This window comes from Paenibacillus sp. 37 (assembly GCF_008386395.1).
GTDB lineage: Bacteria > Bacillota > Bacilli > Paenibacillales > Paenibacillaceae > Paenibacillus > Paenibacillus amylolyticus_B.
The window spans coordinates 6,377,569-6,403,312 of the sequence record NZ_CP043761.1 but is presented as its reverse complement, the minus strand read 5'-3'; the positions used below and the strand labels follow the sequence as shown (position 1 = coordinate 6,403,312).

Here is a 25,744-nt window from a genome sequence, read left to right as displayed (position 1 = left end):
TAAAGGATTTGATGACGTTGTAGCGATGTTATACGTCGATCATACATGAATGTGAATACATGCTGCGGTCAGGGGATTCGTGAGAATCCTGTGCGTTGTGGAATATAGATTATAGATGTAATTAAGATTGAATTGAAATAATTATTGAAAATGTGATGTGCTTGGACAAAATAATGCGTGAGGTGACTATACATGTTGGATAAATTACAGGCGTTAGCCGACCGTTATGACAAGTTGAGCGAGCTTTTGTGTGACCCGGATGTGGCAAGTGACAACAAAAAGTTGCGGGAATACTCCAAAGAACAATCCGATCTGCAACCGACTTATGAAGCGTACAATGAATACAAACAGGTAAGTCAGGATCTCGAAGCTGCAAAGGAAATGCAGGGTGAGAAACTGGATGATGAGATGCGCGAAATGGTCAAAATGGAAATAGACGAACTGAGCACTCGTCAGAAAGAGCTAGACGAATTGATTCGTGTGCTTATGCTACCAAAAGATCCGAATGACGACAAGAACGTTATTGTTGAGATTCGTGGAGCAGCTGGTGGAGATGAAGCAGCATTGTTTGCAGCAGATCTTTATCGGATGTACACGCGTTATGCAGATGCACAAGGCTGGCGTGTAGAACTGATGGACGTTAACACGAATGATCTCGGTGGATTCAAAGAGGTTGTTTTCCTGATCAACGGACGCGGCGCATACAGCAAAATGAAATACGAAAGCGGCGCACACCGTGTGCAGCGTATTCCAACAACTGAGTCTGGCGGACGTATTCATACATCAACTTCAACGGTTGCGGTTATGCCTGAAGCCGAAGATTTTGATATCGAAATTCATGATAAAGACATCCGTGTGGATACGTTCTGTTCCAGTGGTGCCGGTGGACAATCGGTTAATACCACGAAATCCGCAGTACGGGTAACGCACGTTCCAACGGGAATTGTTGCGACATGTCAGGATGGAAAATCACAGAACTCCAACAAGGAAAAAGCGTTGCAGGTTCTGCGTACGCGTATCTTCGATATGAAACGGATGGAAGAGGAAGCGAAGATCTCTGTTGAGCGGAAGAGCAAAGTGGGAACGGGTGACCGCAGTGAGCGGATTCGTACGTACAACTTCCCACAAAGCCGTGTGACTGATCACCGGATCGGCCTGACAATGCACAAGCTGGATCAGGTGATGAACGGAGAGATTGAAGATATTTTGTCTGCACTGACCATTGCTCAGCAGACTGAGATGATGGATAGAGGAGAATAATCTGTGACCCGCGCGCAGTTTGTCATGACGCCGGAACAGAGCTGTCGGGAAGCCTTCGTGGAGGCTTCCTCTTTTTTGGAAAAGTGCGGCGTGTACGAGCCGCAAAACAATGCTCGGCTGCTGCTGGAACATGTACTCGGCGTCTATGGCGCCGCGTACTACATGATGCAGCCGGAGCCTTTTCCCAGCGAGCATCGCAGCCGCTGGGAGGACGCCGTCACGCGCAAGGCTGCGGGTGAGCCGGCGCAATATATTATCGGCAGCCAGGAATTCTATGGGCTGCCGTTCGAGGTCACGCCGGCCGTGCTGATTCCGCGGCCGGAGACCGAGCTGTTGGTCGAGGCTGTGCTGCGCGAAGCCGACCGCGTGTTTCCTGACGGCGCTCCGCTCGCCGTCGATATTGGCACGGGCAGTGGTGCCATCGCGGTGACGATGGCTTCACTACGCCCGCGCTGGCAGGTCGGCGCCGGGGATCTCTCGGCGGCTGCCCTGCAAGTGGCCGCGCGGAACGCGGCCGCGAACGGGGTACAGATCGGCTTCCGTGAAGGCGATCTGCTGGCCCCGTTCGCCGGGGCACGGGTGGACATCTTGGTGTCCAACCCGCCATACATCCCGGCGGCGGATATCGCCGGGTTACAGCAAGAGGTGCGCGATCATGAGCCGCGCATGGCATTGGACGGCGGTCCGGACGGGCTTGCACCGTACCGTATCATGCTGGAGCAACTGTCGCTGCTGCCTGCGCCGCCGCAGATTATTGGTTTTGAGCTGGGTCAGGGGCAGGCTCGCGACATCGCGGCTCTGCTTGAATCGGCGGGACATTGGCGGGAAATTATCATTGTACCGGACCTTGCCGGAATCGAGCGGCATGTCCTGGGTGTTCGTACTTCGGAACAGGTGACGAAAATGTAAGGTTCCGCGGGTTTTCTTTTTACCGTGAAATCCTCTACAATGAGATATACCGAAGATTTCTGAATGCTTGGGGGAACATAATTACATGCTGCACAAATTTAAAAAGATAGACTATTCTATCGTGTTTATACTTGTTATTCTGATGGTTATCAGTATTTTGTCAATTTACAGTACAACGTTTGGTCGTCCGAAGCTGGAGGGACTCCCGAAAAGTGCAGTGATCTTTTATATTTTGGGATTCATCGTCTTTTTTGGAATGTCGATGATAAACTATAAATTCATAATCAAAAATTATTTATATATCTATGGCGTGGGTATGTTACTGCTCATTTTCGTAATGTTTTTTGGTAAAGAGTATTACGGTGCAAAAGGTTGGCTGTCCATCTTCGGGGTCAGTTTGCAACCAGCTGAGTTGTTCAAGCTATGTCTGATTGTGTTTTTATCGGCCTTTTTGGCCCGAAAGAAGAATCGTCCGCTCTATTTCGGACGTGATGTTATTCCGATCTCACTCTGCGTTCTGCCGCCATTACTACTCGTATTGCTTCAAAATGACTTGGGAAATGCGTTAAGTTATGTTGTCATTCTTGTGGGCCTATTATGGATCGGCAACATTAAATTTACGCATGCCCTCATTGGTTTTATTATTGCTGTGGCTACCTTTATCGGTGGTACACAGGCATATATTCATTATCATGATGAGATTGTTAAATTCCTGAATGACATTGGACGTTCGCACTGGGCAGATCGTTTTGACCCCTGGCTTGTACCAGAGTTGACCTCAAGAGATGTACTCTGGCAGACGTATAATGCAAAGCTTGCGATTGGTTCTGGCGGGATTACGGGCAAAGGTTATATGGAAGGCACAACGATTCAGTCGAATCGGGTGCCGCTGGCCTATGCTGACTCCATCTTTGTGCAGATTGGGGAAGAATTTGGTTTCATCGGTGCTTCGGTACTGCTTCTCCTGTACTTTATCCTGATTCACAGGCTGGTGCTGATTGCACTGGAGTGTAAGGATCGAGCGGGGCCTTATCTCATTGTTGGGATTATAGCGATGCTGCTCTACCAGATCTTTGTTAATATTGGCCCATTTATTGGTCTGATGCCACTGACAGGGATCACACTGCCATTTATCAGTTCGGGCGGTACCTCCATTATGCTCAACATGATTAGTATGGGGATTGTGATGAGTATCAAGGTTCACACGGAAGAGAACGAAGATATTCTCGGCTCTTCGGAACAACCGAGTATTACCGATCTGGTGATGAAAGTGCTGAGACGCAAGCCATCCCAGCAGGAGCAATAACGTTCTCGAATCAAACCTTGAAATAGCAACGTCAGATATTCGTATTTAAGCCGCTTAACAATAGAACCCTTAAACAGATCAGCCCTATTCACTTAGGGGTGAATGTTTTGGGGTTTTTATTGTTTTAAGTGTGGGAGACAGGCCGTTGAATGGTTGAATAGTCATCCTGAAAAGATCCAGATTTCCATTTTATTATCCAATTATATACAATGGTAATATTGAGTTCAATTGGAAATGATAGATTGTTAGATTTCAGGGGGATGGACGGAGTCATGTTGAGAATGTTGAAAAAGATGGATGGTGTGATTCTCTTTGTAATGCTGTTGCTCATGATTATTAGTGTATTTGCGATTTATAGCGGAACGCAGACAGATGCCAACTTGGCGAATCACCATGTCAAAACAATTTATTTCTATGTGGCCGGGTTCATTGCGGTGCTTGTGATCGGGCTTGTGAATTACAAGTTATACGTGAAATATGCGTTTTATTTGTATGGCTTGGGAATTATATTGCTGATCCTGGCTAATGTCCTGGGCAGTTCGATCAATAATGCTAACGGCTGGCTGAAGCTGGGCGAGAATTTTTCTTTTCAACCGGCAGAGCTGTTCAAGATGATTCTGATTCTGTTTCTCGCCCATTTGATCGTGAAGAGACAACGAGGCACGCTGAAATTTTGGAGAGATATTGTGCCGATTGGCTGTTGGGCGTTTATTCCGTTTGCCCTTGTTATGGCTCAGAATGATTTGGGGAATGCGCTGGGGTATGTAGTAATTTTGGCTGCGGTATTCTGGATCGGAAATATGAGGCTGAAGCACGCATTGATTGCACTGGCGATCGTGGGGGTAGCGTTCTTTGGTTTTGTTAAAGCCTATACTTTCTACCATGATGAAGTGTTCACCTTTCTTGAAAAGATAAAAAGGGAACATTGGGCAGAACGGATTGATCCTTGGTTGGTACCGGAAAAGGCTACCTCCAAAGCTTCCTGGCATACGAAAAATGCAGGTTTAGCCATCGGTTCTGGGGGCATCATCGGTAAAGGTTACTTGCAAGGAACATCTGTTCAGAGCGGACGAGTCCCCTATACGTATTCTGATTCCATTTTTGTTGTGATCGCAGAGGAGTTTGGCTTTGTTGGTGCATCCGTACTGATTCTGTTGTACTTTATTCTGATTCAACGTATGGTGCTGATTGCTCTGACTTGCAGAGAACGCGCAGGACCCGTCATCATTGTTGGTATTATCGGAATGTTATTGTATCAGGTATTTGAGAACGTGGGAGCGTTCCTCGGACTGATGCCACTCACAGGTATTACGTTACCGTTCATCAGTTACGGCGGCACCTCTTTGCTCATTAATATGGCTTGTATTGGGGTGGTCATGAGCATTAAGTTGTATGGACAGGAAGAGGAGGATGAACTTCTGATGGGGGAGCAGCAACCTCGGTTGTCGGAACGTTTATGGAATATGCTCAAGAAAGAGAAAAGTGTTGTGTAACTGTTGAGTCGGTCTGGGTGAGAAGTAAAACGGTGGAGCGTATAAAATTGATCGTTGGTGGAAATGAAGAGGTTGATTTGCCCTGTAACCAGGTGCGGATCAGCCTTTTTAACATGACTGGTGAGCGAATGTATATCATAGAATCGATTTAGTAGATTTATTACAAATGCTAGGTTTACTTCCGATTCTCCCGGGCATACTGATAGACATGAGAGAGTTGCAGGCAACGTGATCAGAGAGTCGAGGGGGAAAACGGAATGAACAGACGAATTGTTAAGCAAGTTGGACTTATTATTGTATGTCTTATGATGATTATCATGATGTGGGAAGGTCAGAAAACGGATGCAGCTGTGGCGGCCACAGCAATTCCGGAACAATCGATTCGCTTGCGTATTCTAGCAAACTCGGATGCACCGGGAGATCAATTGGTGAAACGCGAGATTCGGGATGCTGTCGTTGCTCAGATGGGCGAGTGGGTAGCCGAACTGGAGAATCCGCAAAGTCTGGATGAAGCGCGCAAGGTTATTCGTGAGCATTTGTCCGAGATTGAGAATAGAGTAGGAGAAGAGTTGCTCAGTCGCGGTTTAAATTATGAGTATCAGGTGGAGTTGGGTTCTGTTCCGTTCCCGACCAAGCTGTATGGGGGCACTGTGTATCCTGCCGGGGATTATGAAGCTGTTCGGATTACGCTTGGCGAAGGCAAAGGTCAGAACTGGTGGTGTGTGTTGTTCCCGCCGCTGTGCTTCATTGACGCAGGGACTGGGGATGCACTGGCGAAACCTTCAACGGTATCAGCCGCAGCGGCTGAACCAGGAGATGCCGAGGCATCTGTGCAGGGAGACACACCGGAAGCGAGATTCTTTCTGTGGGATATGGCCGTGAAACTGTGGAGTTGGGTAACTGGATTGTTCACATAACAACGAATTTATACTATGGTAAAGGGCGACTTCGATTATGGGAGATGCCCTTTTGATATGAATTGGTGGTGAATTTCTGGGCGAAGTTTGAAGGGCATCCGAGTTGGGTCAGGTATGTTATAATTACTTATATTGAATATGGATATGAACTAACCTATTTGAAGTTTAGGAATGATGATATATGAGCAGAGAAAACGAAAAATTGCAACACACCTCTGAGATGAGGGATGGTAGAGAAGACCGTGATACGAAAGCTCCGGTAGAACTGGTCACTGAGATGTGGGATGTACGCGTCTTGGTGAGCGCTGAGAACGATCACGGATTGGGTAATATTGAATTGTTGGATGTGAAAAAGGGGAGCGCCGATCAACAGGCGCTCGCCGACTTGCAGGCTGCCGCAGCCTGCATTCGTCAAGGTCAGACGGTGGCTTTTCCGACCGAGACGGTCTATGGCTTGGGTGCCGATGCGAGTAGCACGGCAGCCGTGGAGGCTGTATTTGTCGCCAAAGGCCGACCTTCCGACAATCCACTGATTGTGCATATTGCGCACCGTGACCAGTTGGATGCTCTGGTCACGGAAGTGAACGAGACAGCCGAAGCTCTGATGGCGGCCTTCTGGCCGGGACCGCTGACACTGGTGCTGCCGGTTAGGGCGGGGGCGGTGTCCCCGCGTGTCACGGCCGGTCTGGACACGGTGGCCGTGCGCATGCCGGACCATCCGGTGGCCTTGCAGTTGATCGCGGCTGCGGCGTGCCCTGTGGCTGCGCCAAGCGCCAACCGCTCCGGGAGGCCAAGCCCGACACTCGCAGCCCATGTGCGCGAGGATCTGGATGGCCGCATCGGCGGCATTGTGGACGGCGGCCCCACCGGGGTGGGCGTCGAGTCCACGGTTGTGCAGGTCGGTGACGACGGTACCGTCACCATCCTGCGCCCTGGCGGCATAACGGCGGAACAACTGTCCGCCGTTGCCGCCCGTGTCGCCACGGACCCCGCGCTACTCGCGGAGGGGGCCGATGGCGTGGGCAGCCCGGCGCCGCGCTCGCCGGGCATGAAGTACACGCACTACGCACCCGCAGGGGCGCTGTGCGTGGTAGAGGGGCCGCCCGCAGCGGTGGCAGCCTGGATCAGCGCCGCCCTCGCAGAGGCGGCGCGGCGCGGAGAGCGCACCGCCGTACTGGCGTTCGCCGAGCACGCGGAGCAGTACCGCGCCGATGCCGTGTTCTCGCTGGGTGACGCCAGCGAGCTGGAGGAAGCAGCGCGCCGGCTATACGCCGCGCTGCGCAGCTGCGATGAGCAAGGCGCCACATATATTGTGGCTGAAGCCTGCTCACGCGAAGGGCTGGGAGCAGCCGTCATGAATCGGCTGCTCAAGGCCGCGGGTAACCAACTCATCCAAGTTGGCAACCAGCAACCCTCTTAACCTCTCCTGATCACACAGTCAGGAGAGCTACGTAACTTTTTTCCAAAACAAATCAATTAAAACATCGTATCCACCTGCCCTTATGCATCATGGATATGGAGTAGATACGCACCGTTTACCTTGCATCGGTCATGTTCGGGTCCTTGTCCGCATATCGTGTACAAGAACCTTTACGTGACTTGGGGGTATGGGGATGTGGGATGTGTCTGCCCATGTAGGGCAGTTGGTAACCATTTTGATCATGGCTGTTGCGCTTGGCCTCGATGCGTTCTCACTCGGGATCGGAATTGGCATGAAGGGCATTCGGCTGCGGGATGTATTGCGAATCAGTATTGTAACGGCGCTATTTCATATCATCATGCCGCTCATCGGCATGTATATGGGCAAATACGTCAGCTCCCTGCTCGGTGACATTACGACGTATGCGGCAGGTGGATTGCTTGTTCTGTTAGGTGCTCATATGATTCTGAATGCATTCCGTGAAGGTGATACCAAGCTGGTGGACCACCGTTCCCTGCTCGGCGTTATTTTGTTCTCCCTCAGCGTAAGTGTGGATTCGTTCTCCGTTGGCGTTTCCTTAGGGATGTTTAGCGGTGATCTGATCTTGACGGTACTTGCCTTTGGTGTTTGTGGCGGGGTGATGTCGGTTATGGGTCTGCTATTAGGCCGTCGGGTGAGCCAGAATCTTGGGGATTACGGTGAGGCCATTGGTGGCGCAATCTTGCTTGCGTTTGGACTTTTGTTTATATTTTAGAATAAAACTTGAGATATCATATCATTCGCATCATATGTAAAATGGGGAGGCTAACACAATGAAACATATTTTATTCGTATGTACTGGAAATACGTGCCGCAGCCCCATGGCAGAGGGGCTTTTGCGAAAACTGGCATCGGAGCGCGGCATTCAGTTAGAGGTTCGCTCTGCAGGTGTGGCAGCAACGTCGGGGATGCCGATCTCCCGACATGCTGAAGCGGTTTTGAGAGATCATAACGTTGAAGGTCCACCTCATTCCACACAGCTTAGCTCTAACCTGGTAGGTTGGGCCGATCTGGTTCTTACATTAACACGGAGTCATAAGCAGCATGTCATGCAGGTTTTTCCCGACGCAGTCCACAAAACCTATACATTGAAAGAATATGTGGAGGATGATGAACAGGTATTAAGTGATGTTCAGGAGTTGGACAGCCTGTTTGCAACACTTGAGATGAAACGTGCCCTTGGGCAAGAGATCCTGGCATCGGAGCGGGAGCGAGCCATTGAGATTAGACAACGAATTCCAAGTTTCGACATCTCCGATCCGTTTGGGGGAAGTCGTGATGATTACAATATAGCTGCAGCTGAGATTCGGACGGCATTGGACCGGCTTTTGGATAAGCTGGGTTAAATCTGATCCTGCGGGGCAGGTTATAGAAATAGGACACATGATGTAAATTAACCGTTGATTTTAAACGCGTGATGTTTTATGATGAAGGGGAAAACAGGGATCCGGTGTAACTGGCGACGAAGTGGGCATAACCACGATGGAGCACCGGAACAAACGGCCGGTCGCCTGGGCAAAAGAGCAATTCTGCGTTACCCGCAGACTGCTCTTTTTTTCGTCTTTCATCTGATTATTCGCTATAATAGTGCCTGAGATGCCGTTCAAGAATACGAAGGACAGCCAAGAGACAGCGGGCATGATTTTATCGGGAGGCGATGATAGGATGACTATAGAGTTAGATTCGGAACAACCCGGATTGCAGGAACAGACCGCGTCTATTCTGCATGAACTGGCGCTTGCCGGACAGCTTGGGCCTGGACAGATCGTTGTGATCGGTACAAGCACAAGTGAAGTCGCAGGCGCTCGGATTGGTACGAGTGGTGCCATTGAAGTGGCGCAGCAGCTTCTTGCGGGTATACGCGAGGTGCAGGAGGAATTCGGTTTTGACACGGTATTCCAATGTTGTGAGCATCTGAACCGTGCGCTGGTCATGGAACGTTCTGTGCTTACTCGTCTTGGATTGACCGAGGTTGGTGCTATACCCGTGCCCAAGGCCGGAGGTTCAATGGCATCCGCAGCATATCGTTCGCTGACCGATCCATGCCTGGCTGAACATGTGCAGGCCCATGCGGGTCTGGACATTGGGGAGACGATGATTGGGATGCATCTCCGGCATGTAGCCGTACCCTATCGTACAGCGCTCCGTTACGTTGGAGATGCACGTGTGACCACAGCGTTGACCCGTCCGAAGTTGATTGGCGGCGAACGCGCGGTGTATCGTATGGAAGAACAACCAGATTCAACATTTTGTGACTAACATATTCAACCTACTTCACTATACTTGGGAGGAATTTAATCATGGAACAATTGCGCAAGAATGACCCGGCAGTACTGGAAGCGATGAATCTTGAACTGAAACGTCAACAGAACAACATCGAACTGATTGCATCCGAGAACATCGTAAGTGAAGCAGTAATTGAAGCAATGGGATCTGTTCTGACCAACAAGTACGCTGAAGGATATCCAGGTAAACGTTACTATGGCGGTTGTGAGCATGTGGACATCGTTGAAGACATCGCGCGTGATCGTGCAAAAGAATTGTTCGGAGCAGAACACGTGAATGTTCAACCTCACTCCGGTGCACAAGCGAACATGGCAGTATATCTTGCAGCGTTGAAACCTGGTGATACTGTACTTGGTATGAACCTTGCCCATGGTGGACACCTCACACACGGTAGCCCGGTTAACGCCTCCGGTTTGCTGTACAACTTTGTAGCATACGGTGTACAGGAAGATACATTCCTGATTGATTATGATGAAGTACGCAAAGCGGCTTTCAAACACCGCCCTCGTCTGATCGTTGCAGGTGCAAGTGCATATCCGCGTACCATTGATTTTGAAAAGCTGGCTTCCATCGCCAATGATGTAGGTGCTTTGTTCATGGTGGATATGGCTCATATCGCAGGACTGGTAGCTGCTGGTTTGCATCCAAACCCGGTTCCACATGCGCATTTCGTAACAACAACTACACACAAAACGCTGCGTGGACCTCGCGGTGGTATGATTCTGTGCCGCAAAGCGTGGGCAGCAGCGATTGATAAAGCGGTATTCCCAGGTTCCCAAGGTGGACCTCTGATGCACGTGATCGCTTCCAAAGCGGTAGCATTCGGAGAAGCATTGCAACCAGAGTTCAAAACATATGCACAGAACGTCGTGAAAAACGCACAGGTTCTGGCTGAAACACTGATCGCTGAAGGATTGAACATCGTATCCGGTGGTACAGATAACCACTTGATGCTGATCGACACACGCAGTGTGAACATCACAGGTAAGGAAGCTGAGCATGTGCTTGATTCCATCGGTATTACCGTGAACAAAAATGCCATTCCATTCGACCCTACAAGCCCGTTTGTAACGAGTGGTATTCGAATTGGAACACCTGCTGCAACTTCCCGTGGCATGAACGAAGAAGCGATGGTTGCTATTGGTAAGATCATTGCCAAAACGTTGAAAAATCCAAAAGATACGGCGAAGCTGGATGAAGCTCGTGCAGAAGTGACTGCACTGACAGACCAATTCCCACTCTATACCGACCTTAAATACTAAAAAACTTTGCTCGTGTTGTTTTTATTTGAGATGTTCTTAAAATGGGATACAAAAAAACGAAGCAGACAGAATGAGAACGCAGAAGCGAAGCGTTCGCCTTTATCCCCGGATTTTTCCCTTGTTAAAAGGGGAATAAAAAAAATCTGGGGATAACAGCGATCGAAGGATCATTCTGTAGGCGGAGTGCCATTGTATTCATCATTTTCATTTTCTCAACGACATAACAGCAAGAGCAAAACAGGACCGGATGGATCATTTTCCGGTCCTGTTTTTTATAGGATTCGGTAATCTGTAATGATTGGGTGCCCTTTGATGGTGTAATTCGTTGTTGGTGATGATATAATATACAGGATTTATCGAGCCCATGAATGGTGGCTAGGTATATTTGGAAATGCTGAACATGAAGAACTTACCGGAGGGACAAATTAGATGGGAAAATTAGTAATATGTGATCACCCTTTGATTCAACACAAACTGACGTTTATACGCGACATGCGTACGAATACGAAAGATTTTCGTGAATTGGTGGATGAAGTAGCAACGTTGATGGCTTATGAGATTACAAGAGATGTTGAACTGGAGACGATTGATGTACAGACACCTGTAGCTGCAACACAAGGTAAAGTCATCTCTGGACGTATGCTCGGACTCGTGCCAATTCTGCGCGCAGGACTCGGAATGCTGGATGGCGTTGTGAAATTGTTGCCAGCGGCAAAAGTTGGACATGTTGGTCTGTTCCGTGATCCGGAAACACTGCAACCGGTAGAATACTACACCAAACTGCCTACAGACGTGACAGAGCGTCAATTGATCGTAATTGATCCGATGCTGGCAACGGGCGGTTCGGCGATTGCAGCTATTGATGTGCTCAAAAAACGTGGCTGTACCCAAATCAAAATGATGAACCTGGTTGCAGCACCGGAAGGCGTAAAAGCTGTGCAAGATGCACATCCCGATGTGGACATCTATGTAGCAGCATTGGACGACCGTCTGGATGATCATGGTTATATCGTTCCAGGGCTTGGAGATGCAGGAGACCGTCTATACGGCACTAAATAAGCATATCTCATGCTTGTAATCGGAACTTATAGAAAAGGGGCTTTGCTCGAATGTCCAACAAAATTAAAGTCATGACGATCTTCGGGGTGCGTCCGGAAGCCATCAAGATGGCTCCGCTTATTTTGGAATTGCAGAAACACCCTGAGTCTATTGAATCTATTGTTTGCGTAACTGCGCAGCATCGCCAGATGTTGGATCAGGTACTTGAAGTTTTCGACATTCATCCCGATTATGATCTGGATGTAATGAAGGACCGTCAGACATTGAATGAAATCACAATTCGTGTGCTTGGCGGTCTGGAGCCGGTGTTAGCCGAAGCTAAGCCGGATATTGTACTCGTTCACGGGGATACATTAACTACCTTTGTAGCGAGCTACGCAGCATTCTTGCAACAGATTCAGGTAGGACATGTGGAAGCGGGGCTGCGGACGTGGAACAAGCTGTCTCCATATCCGGAAGAGATGAACCGTCAGCTGACGGGAGTACTGGCTGATCTACACTTTGCGCCTACGGATTGGTCTTCTTCCAATCTTGCCAAAGAAAATAAATCGAAGTCTAGTACGTACGTCACAGGCAACACGGTAACAGATGTGTTTCAATATACTGTACGGGAGGACTACACACACCCGGTACTTGATTGGGCCCAAGGCAAACGCCTTGTGCTGATGACAGCTCATCGCCGTGAATCTCAGGGCGAGCCTCACCGCAACATTTTCCAGGCCGTCAAACGGATTGCCGACGAATTCGAAGATATTGCCATCGTGTACCCGGTGCATCCAAGTCCTGCTGTGAAGGAGCCGGCTCACGCGATTTTGGGGAATCATCCCCGTATTCAATTAATTGATCCGCTAGACGTGGTGGATTTGCATAACTTTTACCCGCACACTCACTTGATTTTGACCGATTCAGGCGGTTTGCAGGAAGAAGCTCCTTCGTTTGGTGTGCCTGTGCTCGTATTGCGCGATACAACAGAACGCCCGGAAGGTATTGAAGCCGGAACGCTGGAATTGGTAGGTACCGAAGAGGAACGTGTGTATGAACGGACCAAAGCTCTGCTTACAGACAAAACCCTGTATGCAAGCATGAGCCAGGCTGCCAATCCATACGGTGATGGACATGCTTCGGAAAGAATTGTCAATGCGATTTTGCACCATTTTGGTGTAAATAGTGAGCGTCCGGAATCATTTCACAGAAAATTCAAAAAATAATACATTTTTTCTGACGGATTTATAAAGGGCAAGCATACAGTTAAACTGTACGGTTTACGCGGGTTTATGGGCTTTGAGGGTCTGTATTCCCGTCGTTTCCCCCTTTAAAACGCTAAAATCATTCAATTGACAAAGGCTCTCATCATTCAGTAAAATTAACTGGGATTGCAAGGGTGGCGTGGAAAATGGCCGATTCGAACAAACCAAATTCATCCCGTAACCATGACGATAATGTATGGAAAGCGATGGGGCTCGTGACAGCTTTTGGGATCGAGATTGCCATTCTCGCTGTTGCCGGATATTACGCTGGCTCCTGGTTGGACAAGACCATTGGAGGTAACGGAATATGGATCGCCGTAAGCGTTCTCTTTTTTCTTGCGGCAGGCGGTGTAAGCATCTACTTTATCGCGAAAAAATTCATGGGGGAAAGTGATGAGTGAACTAACCAGATACCGCAGATCGTTGACTGTTTTCATCATGTACTTTCTTATGATTTGTTTTCTCGCAGCGGCCTTTATGCCACGTGTGGAGACAATTGCTTTGGGACTGGCCCTGGGTACAGGAATTAGCTGGATCAATGCATTTTACTTGGGCTACAAAGTAAGGAAAATGTCTGATGATGCGGCAGAAGGTAACTTGAAGCGTGTCAACCTGGGATTTTTGACAAGGGCGGCACTCGCTGTGCTCGGTATATTCATATCGATGCGCTTTCCGCAGTACTTCAATACATATGCGGTTGCAGGCGGTCTCGTCATTGCACAATATTCCTTACTGATTATAGGGATTGTCCATTCCCGCAGAGCAGAATGATGTTAGGTGCTGCAGCTTTCAAGTCGAGAAAGGGGTGAGAAAAATATGCATGAAGCTCCAATTATTATGCTTGGCGGATTTCGACTCGATCTATCGGTTCTGTTGATGCTGGTAGTTACAGGTGCAATTGTTTTTATTTTTGCTGTAGTAGCGACAAGAAGATTATCCGTTGAGAACCCCGGCAAGCTGCAAAATTTTATGGAGTGGGCAGTAGAATTCGTCCGCAATCTGATTTCCAGTACAATGGATATGAAGAAAGGTAAACATTTTATCTCTCTCGCTCTTTCCATGATTATGTTCATTTTTGTAGGGAATATGCTAGGTCTTCCGCTCGTGGCTGTATCTGAAGTAACTGATGTTAATCAGGCTCAGGTATTCGGTCAGCCGATAGTTACAGCGGTGGAGGCATTTGATAAAGCGCATGCCAAGGACCCGGAAGCTCACCCTCACGTTGAACTGGCTTGGTGGAAATCACCGACAGCCGATCTGTCTGTAACAATGGGACTCGCTCTCGTAGCGTTCCTTGTATCTCATGGACTCGGATTGTTCCGTAATACTAAAGGATATCTCCAGCATTACCTTAAGCCATTCGCCTTGTTCTTGCCAATCAACTTGATTGAGACGGCATCCAAGCTATTGACACATGGTATGCGTCTATTCGCGAATATCTTCGCAGGTGAGGTACTGATCGCAACGATCCTGAAACTGACCACATTCAAAGTGTTTGGTGCTATTGCAGCGATTCCGCTGCTCATGGTGTGGCAAGGTTTTAGTATCTTTATCGGTGCGATCCAGGCATTTGTATTTGTTATCTTGATGATGGTGTACATTTCACAGAGCATCGAGACGCACGATGAGCATTAAGTTTCAAGCCCTACGAAGGTTACTTCACAGGCTGAACAATAAAAAATTCGATTTATCATTTTAAGGAGGATATACAAATGGGAGCAATGGCATTAATCGCAGCAGCAATTGTTGCAGGACTGGGCGCGTTTGGCGCAGGTATTGGTAACGGTATGGTAATCAGCAAAACGGTGGAAGGTATTGCCCGTCAACCGGAAGCAAAATCCACTCTTCAAACAACAATGTTTATCGGTGTAGGTTTGATCGAGGTATTGCCGATCATCGGTGTGGTACTCGCGTTCATGTTCTACGGTATGGCTTAATTAAATTTTAAAGGTTTGGCGGGGAAGGCCATAGCCATCCGCGCCTTCTTTTTAGGTGATGTCCGTTCTAACGGATGACGTTTCAAGGATACCTCCAGGAAGGAGTGAACAGATTGAGTTTCATATGGGAAAATACGCTTCTTGCGATTGTAGCATTTGCAATTTTATATTGGCTGCTTAGCCGTTATGCCTTCGGGCCTTTGTTCTCCATTATGGAAAAACGTCGTGAACTCGTGATGACGCAGATGAATGAGGCTGCACAGACTCGGGAACAGGCCATTGCCTATGTGGAGGAACAAAAACAAGCTCTTGAGCAAGCACGTCAAGATGCTTACGACATCATTGAACAGTCCAAACAAACAGGTGGCAAACAAGCTGAATCGATTTTGGCTGATGCAAAAGCTGAAGCTAATCGTCTGAAAGACGACGCAGTACGCGAAATCGAGAGCGAGAAGAACAAAGCAGTCGCAGCACTTCGCAGCGAACTGGGTACAGCTTCCGTTCAGATTGCATCCAAGTTGATCAAAAAAGAAGTTGAGAACGGTCCTGCACAAGAAGAGCTTGTGAACCAATACCTCAATGAGGTAGGAGGCCGACAATGAGCCGCGATACGATTGTTGCCAAACGTTATGCGAAAGCATTGTTCGAAGTTGCACTTCAGCAACAGCAGGTGCTTGAGGTTGAACAGGAACTGGTTGCAGTAGTCAGTGCATTGACCGGAGATGCAGATATCGAGAAATTTATCGTATCCCCTAATATTTCTGATGAAGCCAAGCAGAACGTAATTCACTCAAGTCTTGATGGCAAGGTATCCGATTCAGTCCTTCGTACAGTCTTGTTGTTGATTGAGCGCGGACGCGTTGAATTGCTGGGAGACTTGCTGAATGATTATCGGAAGATCCAAGGTGAGTCGCTGGGCATCGCTGATGCACGTGTCTACTCGACTTATGCATTGAATGATGAAGAAAAAGAAGCGGTAGCCCGTGAATTCGGTGGCCGTGTGAATAAAAAGATTCGTATCGAGAACATTGTTGATCCGACTCTGCTGGGCGGATTGAAAGTCGCCATTGGCGATACGATCTATGACGGCAGCTTGGCTGGCAAGCTCGAACGTCTTGAGCAGTCTTTTAACAGACGAGTACAGTAGATTGGGGTGAGGACACTTGAGTATCAAACCAGAAGAAATCAGTACATTAATTAAGAGCCAAATCGAACAATACAAGACCGATATCGATGTAGTCGAAGTCGGAACGGTAATCGAGGTTGGTGATGGTATCGCTCGTGTTTACGGACTTGAGAACGTCATGTCCAACGAGTTGGTTGAATTCCCAAGCGGTGTTATGGGACTCGCCATGAACGTCGAAGAAAGCAATGTCGGTGTCGTTATCCTGGGACCTTACTACGATATTCGTGAAGGTGACCAAGTGAAACGTACGGGTCAAATCATGCAAGTGCCTGTAGGCGAAGCATTGATTGGACGCGTTGTGAACCCGCTCGGTATTCCTGTAGATGGCAAAGGGCCAATCGCTACAACGGAATTCCGTCCGGTTGAAGGTAAAGCACCAGGCGTAATGGATCGTAAATCGGTTCATGAGCCGATGCAAACAGGGATCAAAGCCATTGATGCAATGGTTCCAATCGGTCGTGGACAACGTGAGTTGATCATCGGTGACCGTCAAACAGGTAAAACATCCATCGCGATTGATGCGATCCTGAACCAAAAAGGTAGCGGCATGAAGTGTATCTATGTGGCTATTGGTCAGAAGCAGTCTACGGTTGCTCAAGTTGTGGAAACTCTTCGTCGTAAAGGCGCAATGGAGTACACAATCGTTGTAACTGCAGCAGCTTCCGATCCATCACCACTCTTGTACATCGCACCGTATTCCGGTTGTTCGATGGGTGAGTACTTCATGTACAAAGGCGAGCACGTTCTGGTTATCTATGATGACTTGACCAAACAAGCCTCTGCATATCGTGAGCTTTCCTTGTTGCTTCGTCGTCCACCGGGCCGTGAGGCTTATCCGGGTGACGTCTTCTACCTGCACTCCCGTTTGCTGGAGCGTGCTGCGAAGCTGAATGATGAACTTGGTGGTGGTTCTTTAACCGCACTGCCGTTTATTGAAACACAAGCTTCCGACGTATCTGCATACATCCCAACGAACGTAATCTCCATCACGGACGGACAAATCTTCCTGGAAGCTGACTTGTTCAATGCTGGACAACGCCCGGCGATCAACGTAGGTATTTCCGTATCCCGTGTCGGTGGTTCTGCTCAGATCAAAGCGATGAAAAAGGTTGCAGGTTCACTGCGTCTCGACCTCGCTCAATATCGTGAGCTTCAAGCGTTCTCCCAGTTCGGTTCCGATCTGGATAAAGCGACTCAGGCCCGCCTGAATCGTGGTGCGCGTATGATGGAAATCCTGAAGCAAGGTGTTAACCAGCCTCTGCCTGTTGAACAACAGGTTGTCAGCTTGTACACTGCGGTTAAAGGATTCCTGGATGAGATTCCAACAGGTGATGTTACTCGTTTCGAGCGTGAGTTCCTCGCGTTCATGGAGAGCAGCCATCCGGAGATTCTTGCATCCATCCGTGATACTAAAGAATTGACTGCAGACAACGAAAATGCACTGAAAGGTGCAATTGAGAAGTTCAGAAAGAGCTTTGCTGTCTCTGTCTAAATAAATGATTGCAGGTGCGGAGTTGTCTAACTGATTCCGCATGTCTGCATGTAATACTTTGACTCTGTCAAAAAAGATGATGCTTACGATGTAGTTTTGACTTTGTCAAAACTTTAAGGTGGTGAAATCATGGCAAAAGGCATGCGCGAAATTAAGCGGCAAATTAAAAGCGTACAAAGCACCAAGCAGATCACCAAAGCAATGGAGATGGTAGCTGCTGCAAAACTGCGTAAAGCGCAGGAAAAAGCGGAAGCAGCCCGTCCTTATTCGGAGAAACTGAAAGAAGTTGTAGCTAGTATTGCATCAAGCACGCAAGGTATACAGCATCCGATGCTGGAGAGCCGTCCGGTCAAAAAGACAGCTTACCTGATCATTACATCGGACCGTGGTCTTGCAGGTGGATACAATGCGAACGTTTTGCGTCAAGTTAATCAGACGCTCAAAGAACGCCACAACTCTCAGGATGATTACGAATTGTTCGTCATTGGACGTAAAGGACGCGATTACTTCAGACGTCGTGAAATTGCGATGGCATCCACAACAACGGATCTGTCGGATTCGCCTTCATTTGCAGACATCAAATCCATCGCACACGAAGCTGTTCATGGGTTTGAACTGGCTGAATTTGATGAATTGTACATTTGTTATAACCGCTTTGTGAATGCGTTGACCCAGATTCCTACGGTAGAGAAACTTCTTCCGATGGAAACACCTGAGGTAACTGCTGCGGAAGGACCAACGGCAAGCTACGAATACGAGCCGTCTGCTGAGGCTGTACTGGAGGTTCTGCTTCCGCGTTACGCGGAAACGCTGATCTATGGTGCACTTCTGAACGGTAAGGCAAGTGAGCTCGGCGCGAAAATGACGGCAATGGGTAATGCAACCAAAAATGCATCCAAACTCATTAACGACTTGTCATTGACATACAACCGTGCCCGTCAAGCGGCGATTACGCAGGAGATTACGGAAATTGTGGCAGGTGCCAACGCAGCACAAGGCTAACCGTTTTTTTATTAATGAAGGCTTGCAGAGCAAAGATAAACGAACGGTACATTATTTTTGCAAAAGTAGCAGGCTTGTAGGAGGGGAACGTTAAGATGAACAAAGGACGCGTTGTGAGCATCATGGGTCCGGTTGTTGACGTCGAGTTTGATCGCGGCGGTCTGCCGGAAATCCTCAATGCCATTACGATCACTACAGTAAGTGAGAGCGGCGTTAGTGTAAACCTTACACTCGAAGCTTCGAAACATCTGGGTGACAACCGAGTACGTTGTATTGCGATGTCCTCCACGGATGGACTTGTTCGTGGTATGGAAGCTTTAGATACAGGAGCACCAATCTCTGTACCCGTTGGAGAAGCAACACTGGGTCGTGTATTTAACGTACTCGGCGAAGCAATTGATACTGGCGGTGCCGTAGCTGCTGAGCACAAGAACCCGATTCACCGTTCAGCACCTGCATTTGATGAACTGACTACCCAAGCAGAGATGCTGGAGACAGGAATCAAAGTTATCGACTTGCTTGCTCCTTACGCTAAAGGTGGTAAAATCGGTCTCTTCGGTGGTGCCGGTGTAGGTAAGACGGTAACCATTCAGGAATTGATCAACAACATCGCACAAGAGCACGGGGGTATCTCCGTATTCGCGGGTGTTGGTGAGCGTACACGTGAAGGTAATGACTTGTATCACGAGATGAGTGATTCTGGCGTTATCAACAAAACAGCAATGGTCTTCGGACAAATGAACGAGCCTCCAGGCGCACGTCTTCGTGTAGCCCTCACAGGTCTGACGATGGCGGAATACTTCCGTGATGAAGAAGGCCGTGACGTGTTGCTCTTTATCGATAATATCTTCCGTTTCACCCAAGCGGGTTCAGAAGTATCTGCCTTGCTTGGACGTATGCCTTCCGCGGTAGGTTACCAACCTACACTGGCAACAGAAATGGGTCAACTGCAAGAACGTATCACATCAACGAAAAAAGGTTCTGTAACATCCATCCAGGCTATCTACGTGCCTGCGGATGACTACACTGACCCGGCTCCTGCAACGACGTTTGCCCACTTGGATGCAACGACGAACCTGGAGCGTAAAATTTCCGAGATGGGTATCTACCCTGCGGTAGATCCACTGGCTTCCAGCTCCCGGATCTTGTCCCCTGAAGTTGTAGGTGAAGAACACTACAGCGTAGCTCAAGGCGTTAAACGTATCTTGGCACGTTACAATGAATTGCAAGATATCATTGCAATCCTGGGTATGGACGAGTTGAGTGAAGAAGACAGAGCGCTTGTATACCGTGCTCGTAAAATCCAACGTTTCTTGTCCCAGCCTTTCCACGTTGCTGAAGCATTTAACGGTATTCCGGGTAAATACGTTCCAGTTAAAGAAACGGTGCGCAGCTTTAAAGAGATTCTCGAAGGTAAGTATGATGATCTTCCGGAAGCAGCTTTCCTCTTTGTTGGTACAATTGAAGAGGCAGTGGAGAAAGCCAAAACACTGGTTTAGTCTGAATCCAGGATTGTCCTTATGAAGCGGGCTATCCTTCGGATATTTCAGGAGGGATGGAATTGAGCACCTTTTTGTTGGAAATCGTAACACCTGAGCGTTTGGTCTATTCAGAACAGGTGAATAGCATTACGGCTCGTGGTATTGAAGGGGAACTGGGCATTCTGCCAGGTCATATTCCTATGGTTACACCTTTGCAGATTGCACCGATCTATATCCATAACGGAAAAGAAAATAAACGAGTTGCTATCGGTGGCGGGTTTATCGAAGTACGTAAAGATAAGGTTGTTGTACTCGCAGAGAGTGCTGAATTCCCGGAAAGCATTGATGTGGATCGTGCGCGTGCGGCGAAAGAGCGGGCAGAACGTCGGCTTGCAAGCCAAAGCAATCAGGACCACTTTGATCACCGTCGTGCAGAGATTGCGCTGCAAAAAGCGGTTAACCGGATTAATGTGTTCGGCAAATAAACGATTCTTTGAAGCCTGGCGGCTTAGTCTGCCGGGCTTTTTTGAGTTTGTTTGATAGAATTGTTTTATCGAATATATCAAAATGGCTGACCACAAATCCATCTTATCCCTCCAGTAATAAGAAGTATTTTAAGCAAAATATTCACCGATTATGAGGATTTGAATAGAATGTAGGACTAAAGTAGTGGGCGCATTTACCACTAAGAGAACCATTTTTTTCATGAGTAAATTTAAATTATTTCCGAGGAAATGACAGAATCGATATCGAAATAGCGCTCTTTTATGTCGTTTTAGTCACAAAATCCCGGCATTTTAAAATTAAAATATTTTAGAAGTGGAAATCAATGTAATTGACAATGTATGATGAAAGAGCCTATATTCCATAGAGTCAGCAGAAGCAGGAAGCTGCGTAGTAGATTCCATAGTCATGCACAGCCGCATTGTTGCTGCTCGGTGATTGGGCATCAGGAGATTCCTGCCTGGCAGGAGTAAATCTGACAGTACGCTCAGCATGTTATCCTCAATACATTCTATGCTAACAAGTTATGGGTGTTGGGCATATGATATGCTGATCGCTGCAACAAATGTGGAGGTAATGAATATATGGATACTGATCTGACGAATCAGGTGAACCAGGCGCTAAGCACCAATGGCTTGGTCTCAATTATCGTCTCCCTGTTATGTATTGCGTTGTCTTGGTGGGCTTTGACAAATCTCAAACTGGATTTAATCATCAGGCAACCACGGGGTGCTCAGGGAAGATTGTTGCATTTGTTGCTCGCCATCATTTTGGGGCATGCCGTTGCTGGCTTTGTCATTGACTACTTGTCCTGGACTCAAATGTTGCGTAATTTGTTTTAATGTTGAGATGGTTGGTTAATCATCTGTTAGGTTCTTCAAGCTGTTCATTGTCGAATAACATCGATTAATTGTGTTAACAATTAGAGTATGAGTTGTCGGTAAAGAAATTAAGAAAAAAATGTGACGTAAAATTGGATGAATTTGAGATGTTTTATGTAAAAATGCTTGTATCGTACAATTCAACAATGTTATGATGGAAGTTAGGGAATTCACAATTGTTCACTTATTTTGTAGTTATAAACGGGATATCCGGTTCATGCCGGCTAATAACCATCCCACTCTGTCTGTTCTGATGCTCTGCTGGCTTGTAAGACACTAATTTTACATGCTGAATAGCAAGATGCACGGCACATGGTATCATTGATATTGATTATAAAAACCAATTCTTTTCTGAACAGACATCTGTGGCAATATGCCAGAATATGTCGAAATTCCACACACAGCAACAGTCCTTTCTACACACAGTGGGGCTTACGTATTCCGGAATGAAGAAAAGGGAATAAAAGCGCGGAGGGAACCATGATGAGCAAATTTATCGTCCGCGGTGGCAAAAGGTTGACCGGAAGTGTCAAAGTTAGCGGCGCTAAAAATTCTGTTCTTCCGATCATCGCTGCCTCTCTCTTAGGGGAAGAAGGACAAAGCGTTATTATTGACGCGCCTCCTCTAGACGATGTGATGACGATTAACAAGGTGTTGGAATCGCTGGGAGCGGGAGTTACATACCGGGACGAAGTGATTACCGTAAATGCGGAGAAACTTACTTCCTGTGAAGCCCCGTATGAATGGGTGAGTAAAATGCGGGCGTCTTTCTTGGTCATGGGACCTTTGTTGACTCGAATGGGTCATACAAGAATCTCACTTCCTGGTGGATGTGCCATCGGTACACGGCCTATTGATCAGCATTTGAAAGGTTTTGAAGCCATGGGCGCAGAGATCAGCTTGGGCCAAGGTTATATCGAAGCTCGTAGCCAAGGACGGTTGCGTGGCGCGAAAATTTATCTGGATGTGGCTTCCGTAGGTGCCACTCAAAATATTATGATGGCTGCAACATTGGCTGAAGGTGTAACTGTTCTGGAGAACGCGGCAAAAGAACCTGAGATTGTGGATCTTGCCAACTTCCTGAATGGAATGGGTGCCATCGTACGTGGTGCTGGTACTGGGGTGATCCGCATTGAAGGTGTGGAGAAACTGACAGGTGTTACACACACCGTTATTCCGGATCGCGTGGAAGCTGGTACGTATATGGCTGCTGCTGCAATTTCTGGTGGTGACGTGTATATCGAAGGTGCAATCTCTGATCATTTAGGCTCCGTTATTGCGAAGCTTGAAGAGATGGGTGTAACAATCCAACCGGATGAGAATGGCGTGCGTGTAATCGCAGACCGTCCTCTTAAGGCTGTGGATGTGAAAACACTACCTTACCCAGGATTCCCGACAGATATGCAATCCCAGATGATGGCACTCTTGCTTGCATCTGAAGGAACAAGTGTGGTGACAGAGACTGTTTTTGAAAACCGATTCATGCATGTGGATGAATTCCAATTGATGAATGCGGAGATCAAAGTTGAAGGACGTTCGTCCATCATCACAGGTAATGCCAAACTGAAGGGTGCCAAAGTAACGGCTACCGATTTGCGTGCGGGTGCCGCACTCATTATTGCAGGTCTTGTTGCTGAAGGTACAACGGAAGTGGGCGGTACTCATCACATAGACCGTGGTTATGTACATCTCGCTGAGAAGCTTAATGGACTTGGCGCTGACATCTATCGGATCTCGGTTGATGAGCCTAAGCTGGAAGCAACCAAAGCACCTAGTGAAAAAGTGGAGAAAGAAGTACCAATGTTTAAGGTGCAACCAACTTTGGCTTAACACTGGATTGATTAGAAAAAATATGATCCCCCTATGATGAGTCACACAGTTGTGTGGATTATGAATGTGAAGGGACGTATATTGTAAAAAATGATAAAGCTAAGCCATCTGGCTTGGCTTTTTTTGTGTTTACTTTTAAGAAGACAACGAGATATTTGATACCTGATTCTATTAATAGCTGGTCCTAACCTTGTATAGCATAACATCGTATTCTGTATCGATTCCGAACCAAATGAAAGAGTGTAATTTATATAGGGTGTCGGTTCCAATTAAACACCGGTATTCAGCCACAGATCAACGTTTCTAAGATGTACATAGCAAAAGAAAACAGGAAATTGAACAGAACGAAAAGGGCCTCGTTTCTCTCAAATCAGGTTCTATCAGATCAAGTCAGCTCATAACCTAAACTATGGATTTGAACAACACGACCGGCACATGACCGGCCATAGATAATGGAGGGTTATATTCGAATGAAAGAAGCTCGTGTACAGGTAAAGGTACCCCTTGTCCCTCGTCCAGGTATGCAAGAGCCGGAGGGGAATACCGTTTCTGGAGTGGAAAAAGACAAGCCTGCCCCATCGAACCAGAGGACTGTTCCATCACAGTCTGCAAAATCATCAAACCCAGGACGGGTGTCGGCAGATGAACTGAACCGAAAGACAACCGAGCATATTCATATACCCGTTATTGAGCTGGACCAGTTCCGACGTGTGAAGCGTCGCCGAATGCGGACATTTGGACGAAAACCCCGATGGGGACGCAATACGAAGCGATGGCAACCCGCTGCCGCTGTATCTGCCTTATTGGCAATGGCGTTGCTGATTCCGGTAATGCTGGTATGGCCGCGGACAAGTGAATCACCAAAACCGATCCCTGCTCCAACAGATTCAAGCAGTACAAGAACCCCGGCTCCTGCGCCAGCAGTTCCTGTTACCTACCCTGAACCTAAAGTGCGCGTATACCTGTCTGCAACGGGCACAACGATGAATCTGCCATTGGAAGACTATGTTACGGGGGTTGTGGCAGCTGAGATGCCGGCGGAATTCAGACTGGAGGCGTTAAAGGCGCAGGCAATCGCTGCTCGTACATTTATCGTGCGTAGGTTAGCAGCGAGGGATACAAGCGGTGTTCCATCGGGTGCGGCGGATGTGACGGATACGGTCAGCCATCAGGTGTTTATTCCGCCAGATCAGGTGAAAGCGGATTGGACGCGTCTAGGGAAGGCGAAGGAATGGGAGAAGCTGCAACAGGCTGTCCGCGAAAGTCGAGATACGGTGATGACATATCAGGGTAAGGCGATCACCGCATCCTTTTTTTCCACAAGTAATGGGTATACCGAGAATGCCGAGGATGTATGGGGGAACGCTGTGCCGTATCTGCAAAGTGTAGACAGTCCGTGGGACAAAAACCTGGCACCAGGATTCAAGCAGACTGTCACTATGAAGCGTAACGAAATTCTACAGAAGTTGAATCTGGATGCCATTCCGGTTACCGCCCAGAAGGGTGGATCGTGGATGGAAGTATTGTCTACAACCAAAGGACATCGGATTAAGGAAATGCAGATTGCAGGTGAAACATTCAGCGGACCCGAAGTTCGCAAACTGCTCGGATTAAGATCCAGCCAGTTCAGTTGGAAGACCACAGGTGACGAAATCCAGATTACAACGTATGGATACGGGCATGGGGTTGGCATGAGCCAATGGGGAGCAAACGGCATGGCGCAGGAGGGACACACGGCCACCCAGATTCTCAAACACTACTATACAGGCATCTCATTCGGACAGGCATCCAAGATGCTGGCATCGAAGTAGGAGAGATGAACACCGATGGATAGATAAATGCTTTGACGCATGAGGACGTCAGGAAAGCCTTAGTCGGCCGGTATCCAGTCACATCCTATATCATTTCGCTTTCTGCTAGTAAACTCACTTCTGAGAAGGATTGGTCATTAAGCCAATTCGCACTTTTTACCAACCGCCCTTTCTGGAGTTTTTAAGACTTGGCTATATATGCGGAGAGTGCTAGCGTATGCAGAGCGCAGGGGGCAGAAAAGACCTGTAGAAGCAAAGCGTCCGCCTTTACTACCGGATTTCACCTTTGAAGAAGGTGATAGAAGAAATCTGGTAGTAATAACCAGCGGTCGAAAGGGTTTCTGGCCCCGAAGCGGTGCACGAACTAACACTCATCTCCAATATATATAGCACTCTCTGAAACCTCCGTGAAAATAATTAGA

25 protein-coding genes and 1 riboswitch are annotated in these 25,744 nt (G+C 47.9%); all 25 genes read left to right on the top strand.

Annotated features, from left to right (window positions below; translation table 11 throughout):
* The first annotated feature begins 192 nt into the window (after window positions 1-192).
* The 25 genes from prfA (at window position 193) to spoIID (ending at window position 25,322) form a co-directional block, all read left to right on the top strand.
* Window positions 193-1,260: a peptide chain release factor 1 gene (gene prfA / locus F0220_RS27490; protein WP_091036276.1), complete on the top strand. Its 1,068-nt coding sequence runs from the start codon at window positions 193-195 to the stop codon at window positions 1,258-1,260.
* A gap of 24 nt (window positions 1,261-1,284) precedes the next feature.
* Window positions 1,285-2,169: a peptide chain release factor N(5)-glutamine methyltransferase gene (gene prmC / locus F0220_RS27485; RefSeq protein WP_105600648.1), complete on the top strand. Its 885-nt coding sequence runs from the start codon at window positions 1,285-1,287 to the stop codon at window positions 2,167-2,169.
* Between the two features lie 85 nt (window positions 2,170-2,254).
* A complete protein-coding gene (locus F0220_RS27480) occupies window positions 2,255-3,475 on the top strand; it encodes an FtsW/RodA/SpoVE family cell cycle protein (protein WP_091012935.1) in 1,221 nt (406 codons plus the stop codon).
* 272 nt (window positions 3,476-3,747) lie between these two features.
* A complete protein-coding gene (locus F0220_RS27475; protein ID WP_105600141.1) occupies window positions 3,748-4,968 on the top strand; it encodes an FtsW/RodA/SpoVE family cell cycle protein in 1,221 nt (406 codons plus the stop codon).
* A 257-nt stretch (window positions 4,969-5,225) separates the two neighbouring features.
* Complete coding sequence (spoIIR, locus tag F0220_RS27470; protein ID WP_105600139.1) at window positions 5,226-5,885, top strand: stage II sporulation protein R; 660 nt, start codon at window positions 5,226-5,228, stop codon at window positions 5,883-5,885.
* A gap of 220 nt (window positions 5,886-6,105) precedes the next feature.
* Window positions 6,106-7,305: an L-threonylcarbamoyladenylate synthase gene (locus tag F0220_RS27465; RefSeq protein ID WP_374954416.1), complete on the top strand. Its 1,200-nt coding sequence runs from the start codon at window positions 6,106-6,108 to the stop codon at window positions 7,303-7,305.
* A 193-nt stretch (window positions 7,306-7,498) separates the two neighbouring features.
* Entirely contained in the window at window positions 7,499-8,059 is a 561-nt protein-coding gene (locus F0220_RS27460; protein ID WP_105600136.1) for a manganese efflux pump MntP, read from the top strand.
* A 58-nt stretch (window positions 8,060-8,117) separates the two neighbouring features.
* Complete coding sequence (locus F0220_RS27455; protein ID WP_091012945.1) at window positions 8,118-8,690, top strand: low molecular weight protein arginine phosphatase; 573 nt, start codon at window positions 8,118-8,120, stop codon at window positions 8,688-8,690.
* 96 nt (window positions 8,691-8,786) lie between these two features.
* Window positions 8,787-8,868: riboswitch (ZMP/ZTP riboswitch) on the top strand.
* A 141-nt stretch (window positions 8,869-9,009) separates the two neighbouring features.
* Window positions 9,010-9,603: a TIGR01440 family protein gene (locus F0220_RS27450; protein WP_047840701.1), complete on the top strand. Its 594-nt coding sequence runs from the start codon at window positions 9,010-9,012 to the stop codon at window positions 9,601-9,603.
* 41 nt (window positions 9,604-9,644) lie between these two features.
* The gene (gene glyA, locus F0220_RS27445) at window positions 9,645-10,892 is read left to right on the top strand and encodes a serine hydroxymethyltransferase (RefSeq protein WP_167483715.1); all 1,248 of its coding nucleotides are present in this window, start codon (window positions 9,645-9,647) and stop codon (window positions 10,890-10,892) included.
* Between the two features lie 429 nt (window positions 10,893-11,321).
* The gene (gene upp, locus F0220_RS27440; protein WP_017691929.1) at window positions 11,322-11,951 is read left to right on the top strand and encodes a uracil phosphoribosyltransferase; all 630 of its coding nucleotides are present in this window, start codon (window positions 11,322-11,324) and stop codon (window positions 11,949-11,951) included.
* A 50-nt stretch (window positions 11,952-12,001) separates the two neighbouring features.
* Window positions 12,002-13,159 (top strand): non-hydrolyzing UDP-N-acetylglucosamine 2-epimerase, encoded by a 1,158-nt coding sequence (gene wecB / locus F0220_RS27435; RefSeq protein WP_105600135.1) that lies wholly within the window; start codon window positions 12,002-12,004, stop codon window positions 13,157-13,159.
* Window positions 13,160-13,344: 185 nt separating this feature from the next.
* Window positions 13,345-13,599, top strand: coding sequence for an AtpZ/AtpI family protein (locus F0220_RS27430; RefSeq protein WP_024632723.1), 255 nt, complete (start codon window positions 13,345-13,347; stop codon window positions 13,597-13,599).
* Window positions 13,592-13,969: an ATP synthase subunit I gene (locus F0220_RS27425; protein ID WP_105600133.1), complete on the top strand. Its 378-nt coding sequence runs from the start codon at window positions 13,592-13,594 to the stop codon at window positions 13,967-13,969. The genes F0220_RS27430 and F0220_RS27425 overlap by 8 nt, the downstream gene beginning before the upstream one ends.
* 45 nt (window positions 13,970-14,014) lie before the next feature.
* Window positions 14,015-14,833, top strand: a complete 819-nt coding sequence (gene atpB, locus F0220_RS27420; protein WP_091012950.1) for a F0F1 ATP synthase subunit A — start codon at window positions 14,015-14,017, stop codon at window positions 14,831-14,833.
* Between the two features lie 77 nt (window positions 14,834-14,910).
* Complete coding sequence (gene atpE, locus F0220_RS27415) at window positions 14,911-15,135, top strand: F0F1 ATP synthase subunit C (RefSeq protein ID WP_017691934.1); 225 nt, start codon at window positions 14,911-14,913, stop codon at window positions 15,133-15,135.
* Window positions 15,136-15,248: 113 nt separating this feature from the next.
* Complete coding sequence (gene atpF, locus F0220_RS27410) at window positions 15,249-15,737, top strand: F0F1 ATP synthase subunit B (protein WP_036612568.1); 489 nt, start codon at window positions 15,249-15,251, stop codon at window positions 15,735-15,737.
* Window positions 15,734-16,282 carry a F0F1 ATP synthase subunit delta gene (locus tag F0220_RS27405; protein ID WP_036612565.1) on the top strand — a complete coding sequence of 183 codons (549 nt, stop codon included), beginning with the start codon at window positions 15,734-15,736 and terminating at the stop codon, window positions 16,280-16,282. The genes atpF and F0220_RS27405 overlap by 4 nt, the downstream gene beginning before the upstream one ends.
* Window positions 16,283-16,298: 16 nt before the next feature.
* Window positions 16,299-17,813 (top strand): F0F1 ATP synthase subunit alpha, encoded by a 1,515-nt coding sequence (gene atpA, locus F0220_RS27400; RefSeq protein ID WP_047840700.1) that lies wholly within the window; start codon window positions 16,299-16,301, stop codon window positions 17,811-17,813.
* A 129-nt stretch (window positions 17,814-17,942) separates the two neighbouring features.
* On the top strand, window positions 17,943-18,815 hold the full coding sequence (gene atpG / locus F0220_RS27395; RefSeq protein WP_036612560.1) for an ATP synthase F1 subunit gamma: 873 nt from the start codon (window positions 17,943-17,945) through the stop codon (window positions 18,813-18,815).
* 95 nt (window positions 18,816-18,910) lie between these two features.
* Window positions 18,911-20,314 carry a F0F1 ATP synthase subunit beta gene (gene atpD / locus F0220_RS27390; protein ID WP_047840699.1) on the top strand — a complete coding sequence of 468 codons (1,404 nt, stop codon included), beginning with the start codon at window positions 18,911-18,913 and terminating at the stop codon, window positions 20,312-20,314.
* A gap of 62 nt (window positions 20,315-20,376) precedes the next feature.
* Window positions 20,377-20,781 (top strand): F0F1 ATP synthase subunit epsilon, encoded by a 405-nt coding sequence (locus tag F0220_RS27385; protein ID WP_036612555.1) that lies wholly within the window; start codon window positions 20,377-20,379, stop codon window positions 20,779-20,781.
* A 603-nt stretch (window positions 20,782-21,384) separates the two neighbouring features.
* Window positions 21,385-21,642 carry a DUF1146 family protein gene (locus F0220_RS27380; RefSeq protein ID WP_017691941.1) on the top strand — a complete coding sequence of 86 codons (258 nt, stop codon included), beginning with the start codon at window positions 21,385-21,387 and terminating at the stop codon, window positions 21,640-21,642.
* 522 nt (window positions 21,643-22,164) lie between these two features.
* On the top strand, window positions 22,165-23,511 hold the full coding sequence (murA, locus tag F0220_RS27375) for a UDP-N-acetylglucosamine 1-carboxyvinyltransferase (protein WP_179198408.1): 1,347 nt from the start codon (window positions 22,165-22,167) through the stop codon (window positions 23,509-23,511).
* Window positions 23,512-23,981: 470 nt separating this feature from the next.
* The gene (gene spoIID / locus F0220_RS27370; RefSeq protein ID WP_105600132.1) at window positions 23,982-25,322 is read left to right on the top strand and encodes a stage II sporulation protein D; all 1,341 of its coding nucleotides are present in this window, start codon (window positions 23,982-23,984) and stop codon (window positions 25,320-25,322) included.
* Window positions 25,323-25,744 lie beyond the last annotated feature (422 nt).

What these genes read in the sequence shown, in the direction of transcription:
- spoIIR (WP_105600139.1), top strand. Translation starts at nt 5,226, where the DNA reads ATGAACAGACGAATTGTTAAGCAAGTTGGACTTATTATTGTATGTCTT.
- F0220_RS27450 (WP_047840701.1), top strand. Translation starts at nt 9,010, where the DNA reads ATGACTATAGAGTTAGATTCGGAACAACCCGGATTGCAGGAACAGACC.
- prmC (WP_105600648.1), top strand. Translation starts at nt 1,285, where the DNA reads ATGACGCCGGAACAGAGCTGTCGGGAAGCCTTCGTGGAGGCTTCCTCT.
- F0220_RS27475 (WP_105600141.1), top strand. Translation starts at nt 3,748, where the DNA reads ATGTTGAGAATGTTGAAAAAGATGGATGGTGTGATTCTCTTTGTAATG.
- F0220_RS27455 (WP_091012945.1), top strand. Translation starts at nt 8,118, where the DNA reads ATGAAACATATTTTATTCGTATGTACTGGAAATACGTGCCGCAGCCCC.
- F0220_RS27430 (WP_024632723.1), top strand. Translation starts at nt 13,345, where the DNA reads ATGGCCGATTCGAACAAACCAAATTCATCCCGTAACCATGACGATAAT.
- glyA (WP_167483715.1), top strand. Translation starts at nt 9,645, where the DNA reads ATGGAACAATTGCGCAAGAATGACCCGGCAGTACTGGAAGCGATGAAT.
- atpG (WP_036612560.1), top strand. Translation starts at nt 17,943, where the DNA reads ATGGCAAAAGGCATGCGCGAAATTAAGCGGCAAATTAAAAGCGTACAA.
- prfA (WP_091036276.1), top strand. Translation starts at nt 193, where the DNA reads ATGTTGGATAAATTACAGGCGTTAGCCGACCGTTATGACAAGTTGAGC.
- upp (WP_017691929.1), top strand. Translation starts at nt 11,322, where the DNA reads ATGGGAAAATTAGTAATATGTGATCACCCTTTGATTCAACACAAACTG.
- F0220_RS27425 (WP_105600133.1), top strand. Translation starts at nt 13,592, where the DNA reads ATGAGTGAACTAACCAGATACCGCAGATCGTTGACTGTTTTCATCATG.
- murA (WP_179198408.1), top strand. Translation starts at nt 22,165, where the DNA reads ATGAGCAAATTTATCGTCCGCGGTGGCAAAAGGTTGACCGGAAGTGTC.
- F0220_RS27480 (WP_091012935.1), top strand. Translation starts at nt 2,255, where the DNA reads ATGCTGCACAAATTTAAAAAGATAGACTATTCTATCGTGTTTATACTT.
- F0220_RS27380 (WP_017691941.1), top strand. Translation starts at nt 21,385, where the DNA reads ATGGATACTGATCTGACGAATCAGGTGAACCAGGCGCTAAGCACCAAT.
- F0220_RS27465 (WP_374954416.1), top strand. Translation starts at nt 6,106, where the DNA reads ATGAGGGATGGTAGAGAAGACCGTGATACGAAAGCTCCGGTAGAACTG.
- spoIID (WP_105600132.1), top strand. Translation starts at nt 23,982, where the DNA reads ATGAAAGAAGCTCGTGTACAGGTAAAGGTACCCCTTGTCCCTCGTCCA.
- atpB (WP_091012950.1), top strand. Translation starts at nt 14,015, where the DNA reads ATGCATGAAGCTCCAATTATTATGCTTGGCGGATTTCGACTCGATCTA.
- atpD (WP_047840699.1), top strand. Translation starts at nt 18,911, where the DNA reads ATGAACAAAGGACGCGTTGTGAGCATCATGGGTCCGGTTGTTGACGTC.
- atpE (WP_017691934.1), top strand. Translation starts at nt 14,911, where the DNA reads ATGGGAGCAATGGCATTAATCGCAGCAGCAATTGTTGCAGGACTGGGC.
- F0220_RS27405 (WP_036612565.1), top strand. Translation starts at nt 15,734, where the DNA reads ATGAGCCGCGATACGATTGTTGCCAAACGTTATGCGAAAGCATTGTTC.
- wecB (WP_105600135.1), top strand. Translation starts at nt 12,002, where the DNA reads ATGTCCAACAAAATTAAAGTCATGACGATCTTCGGGGTGCGTCCGGAA.
- F0220_RS27460 (WP_105600136.1), top strand. Translation starts at nt 7,499, where the DNA reads ATGTGGGATGTGTCTGCCCATGTAGGGCAGTTGGTAACCATTTTGATC.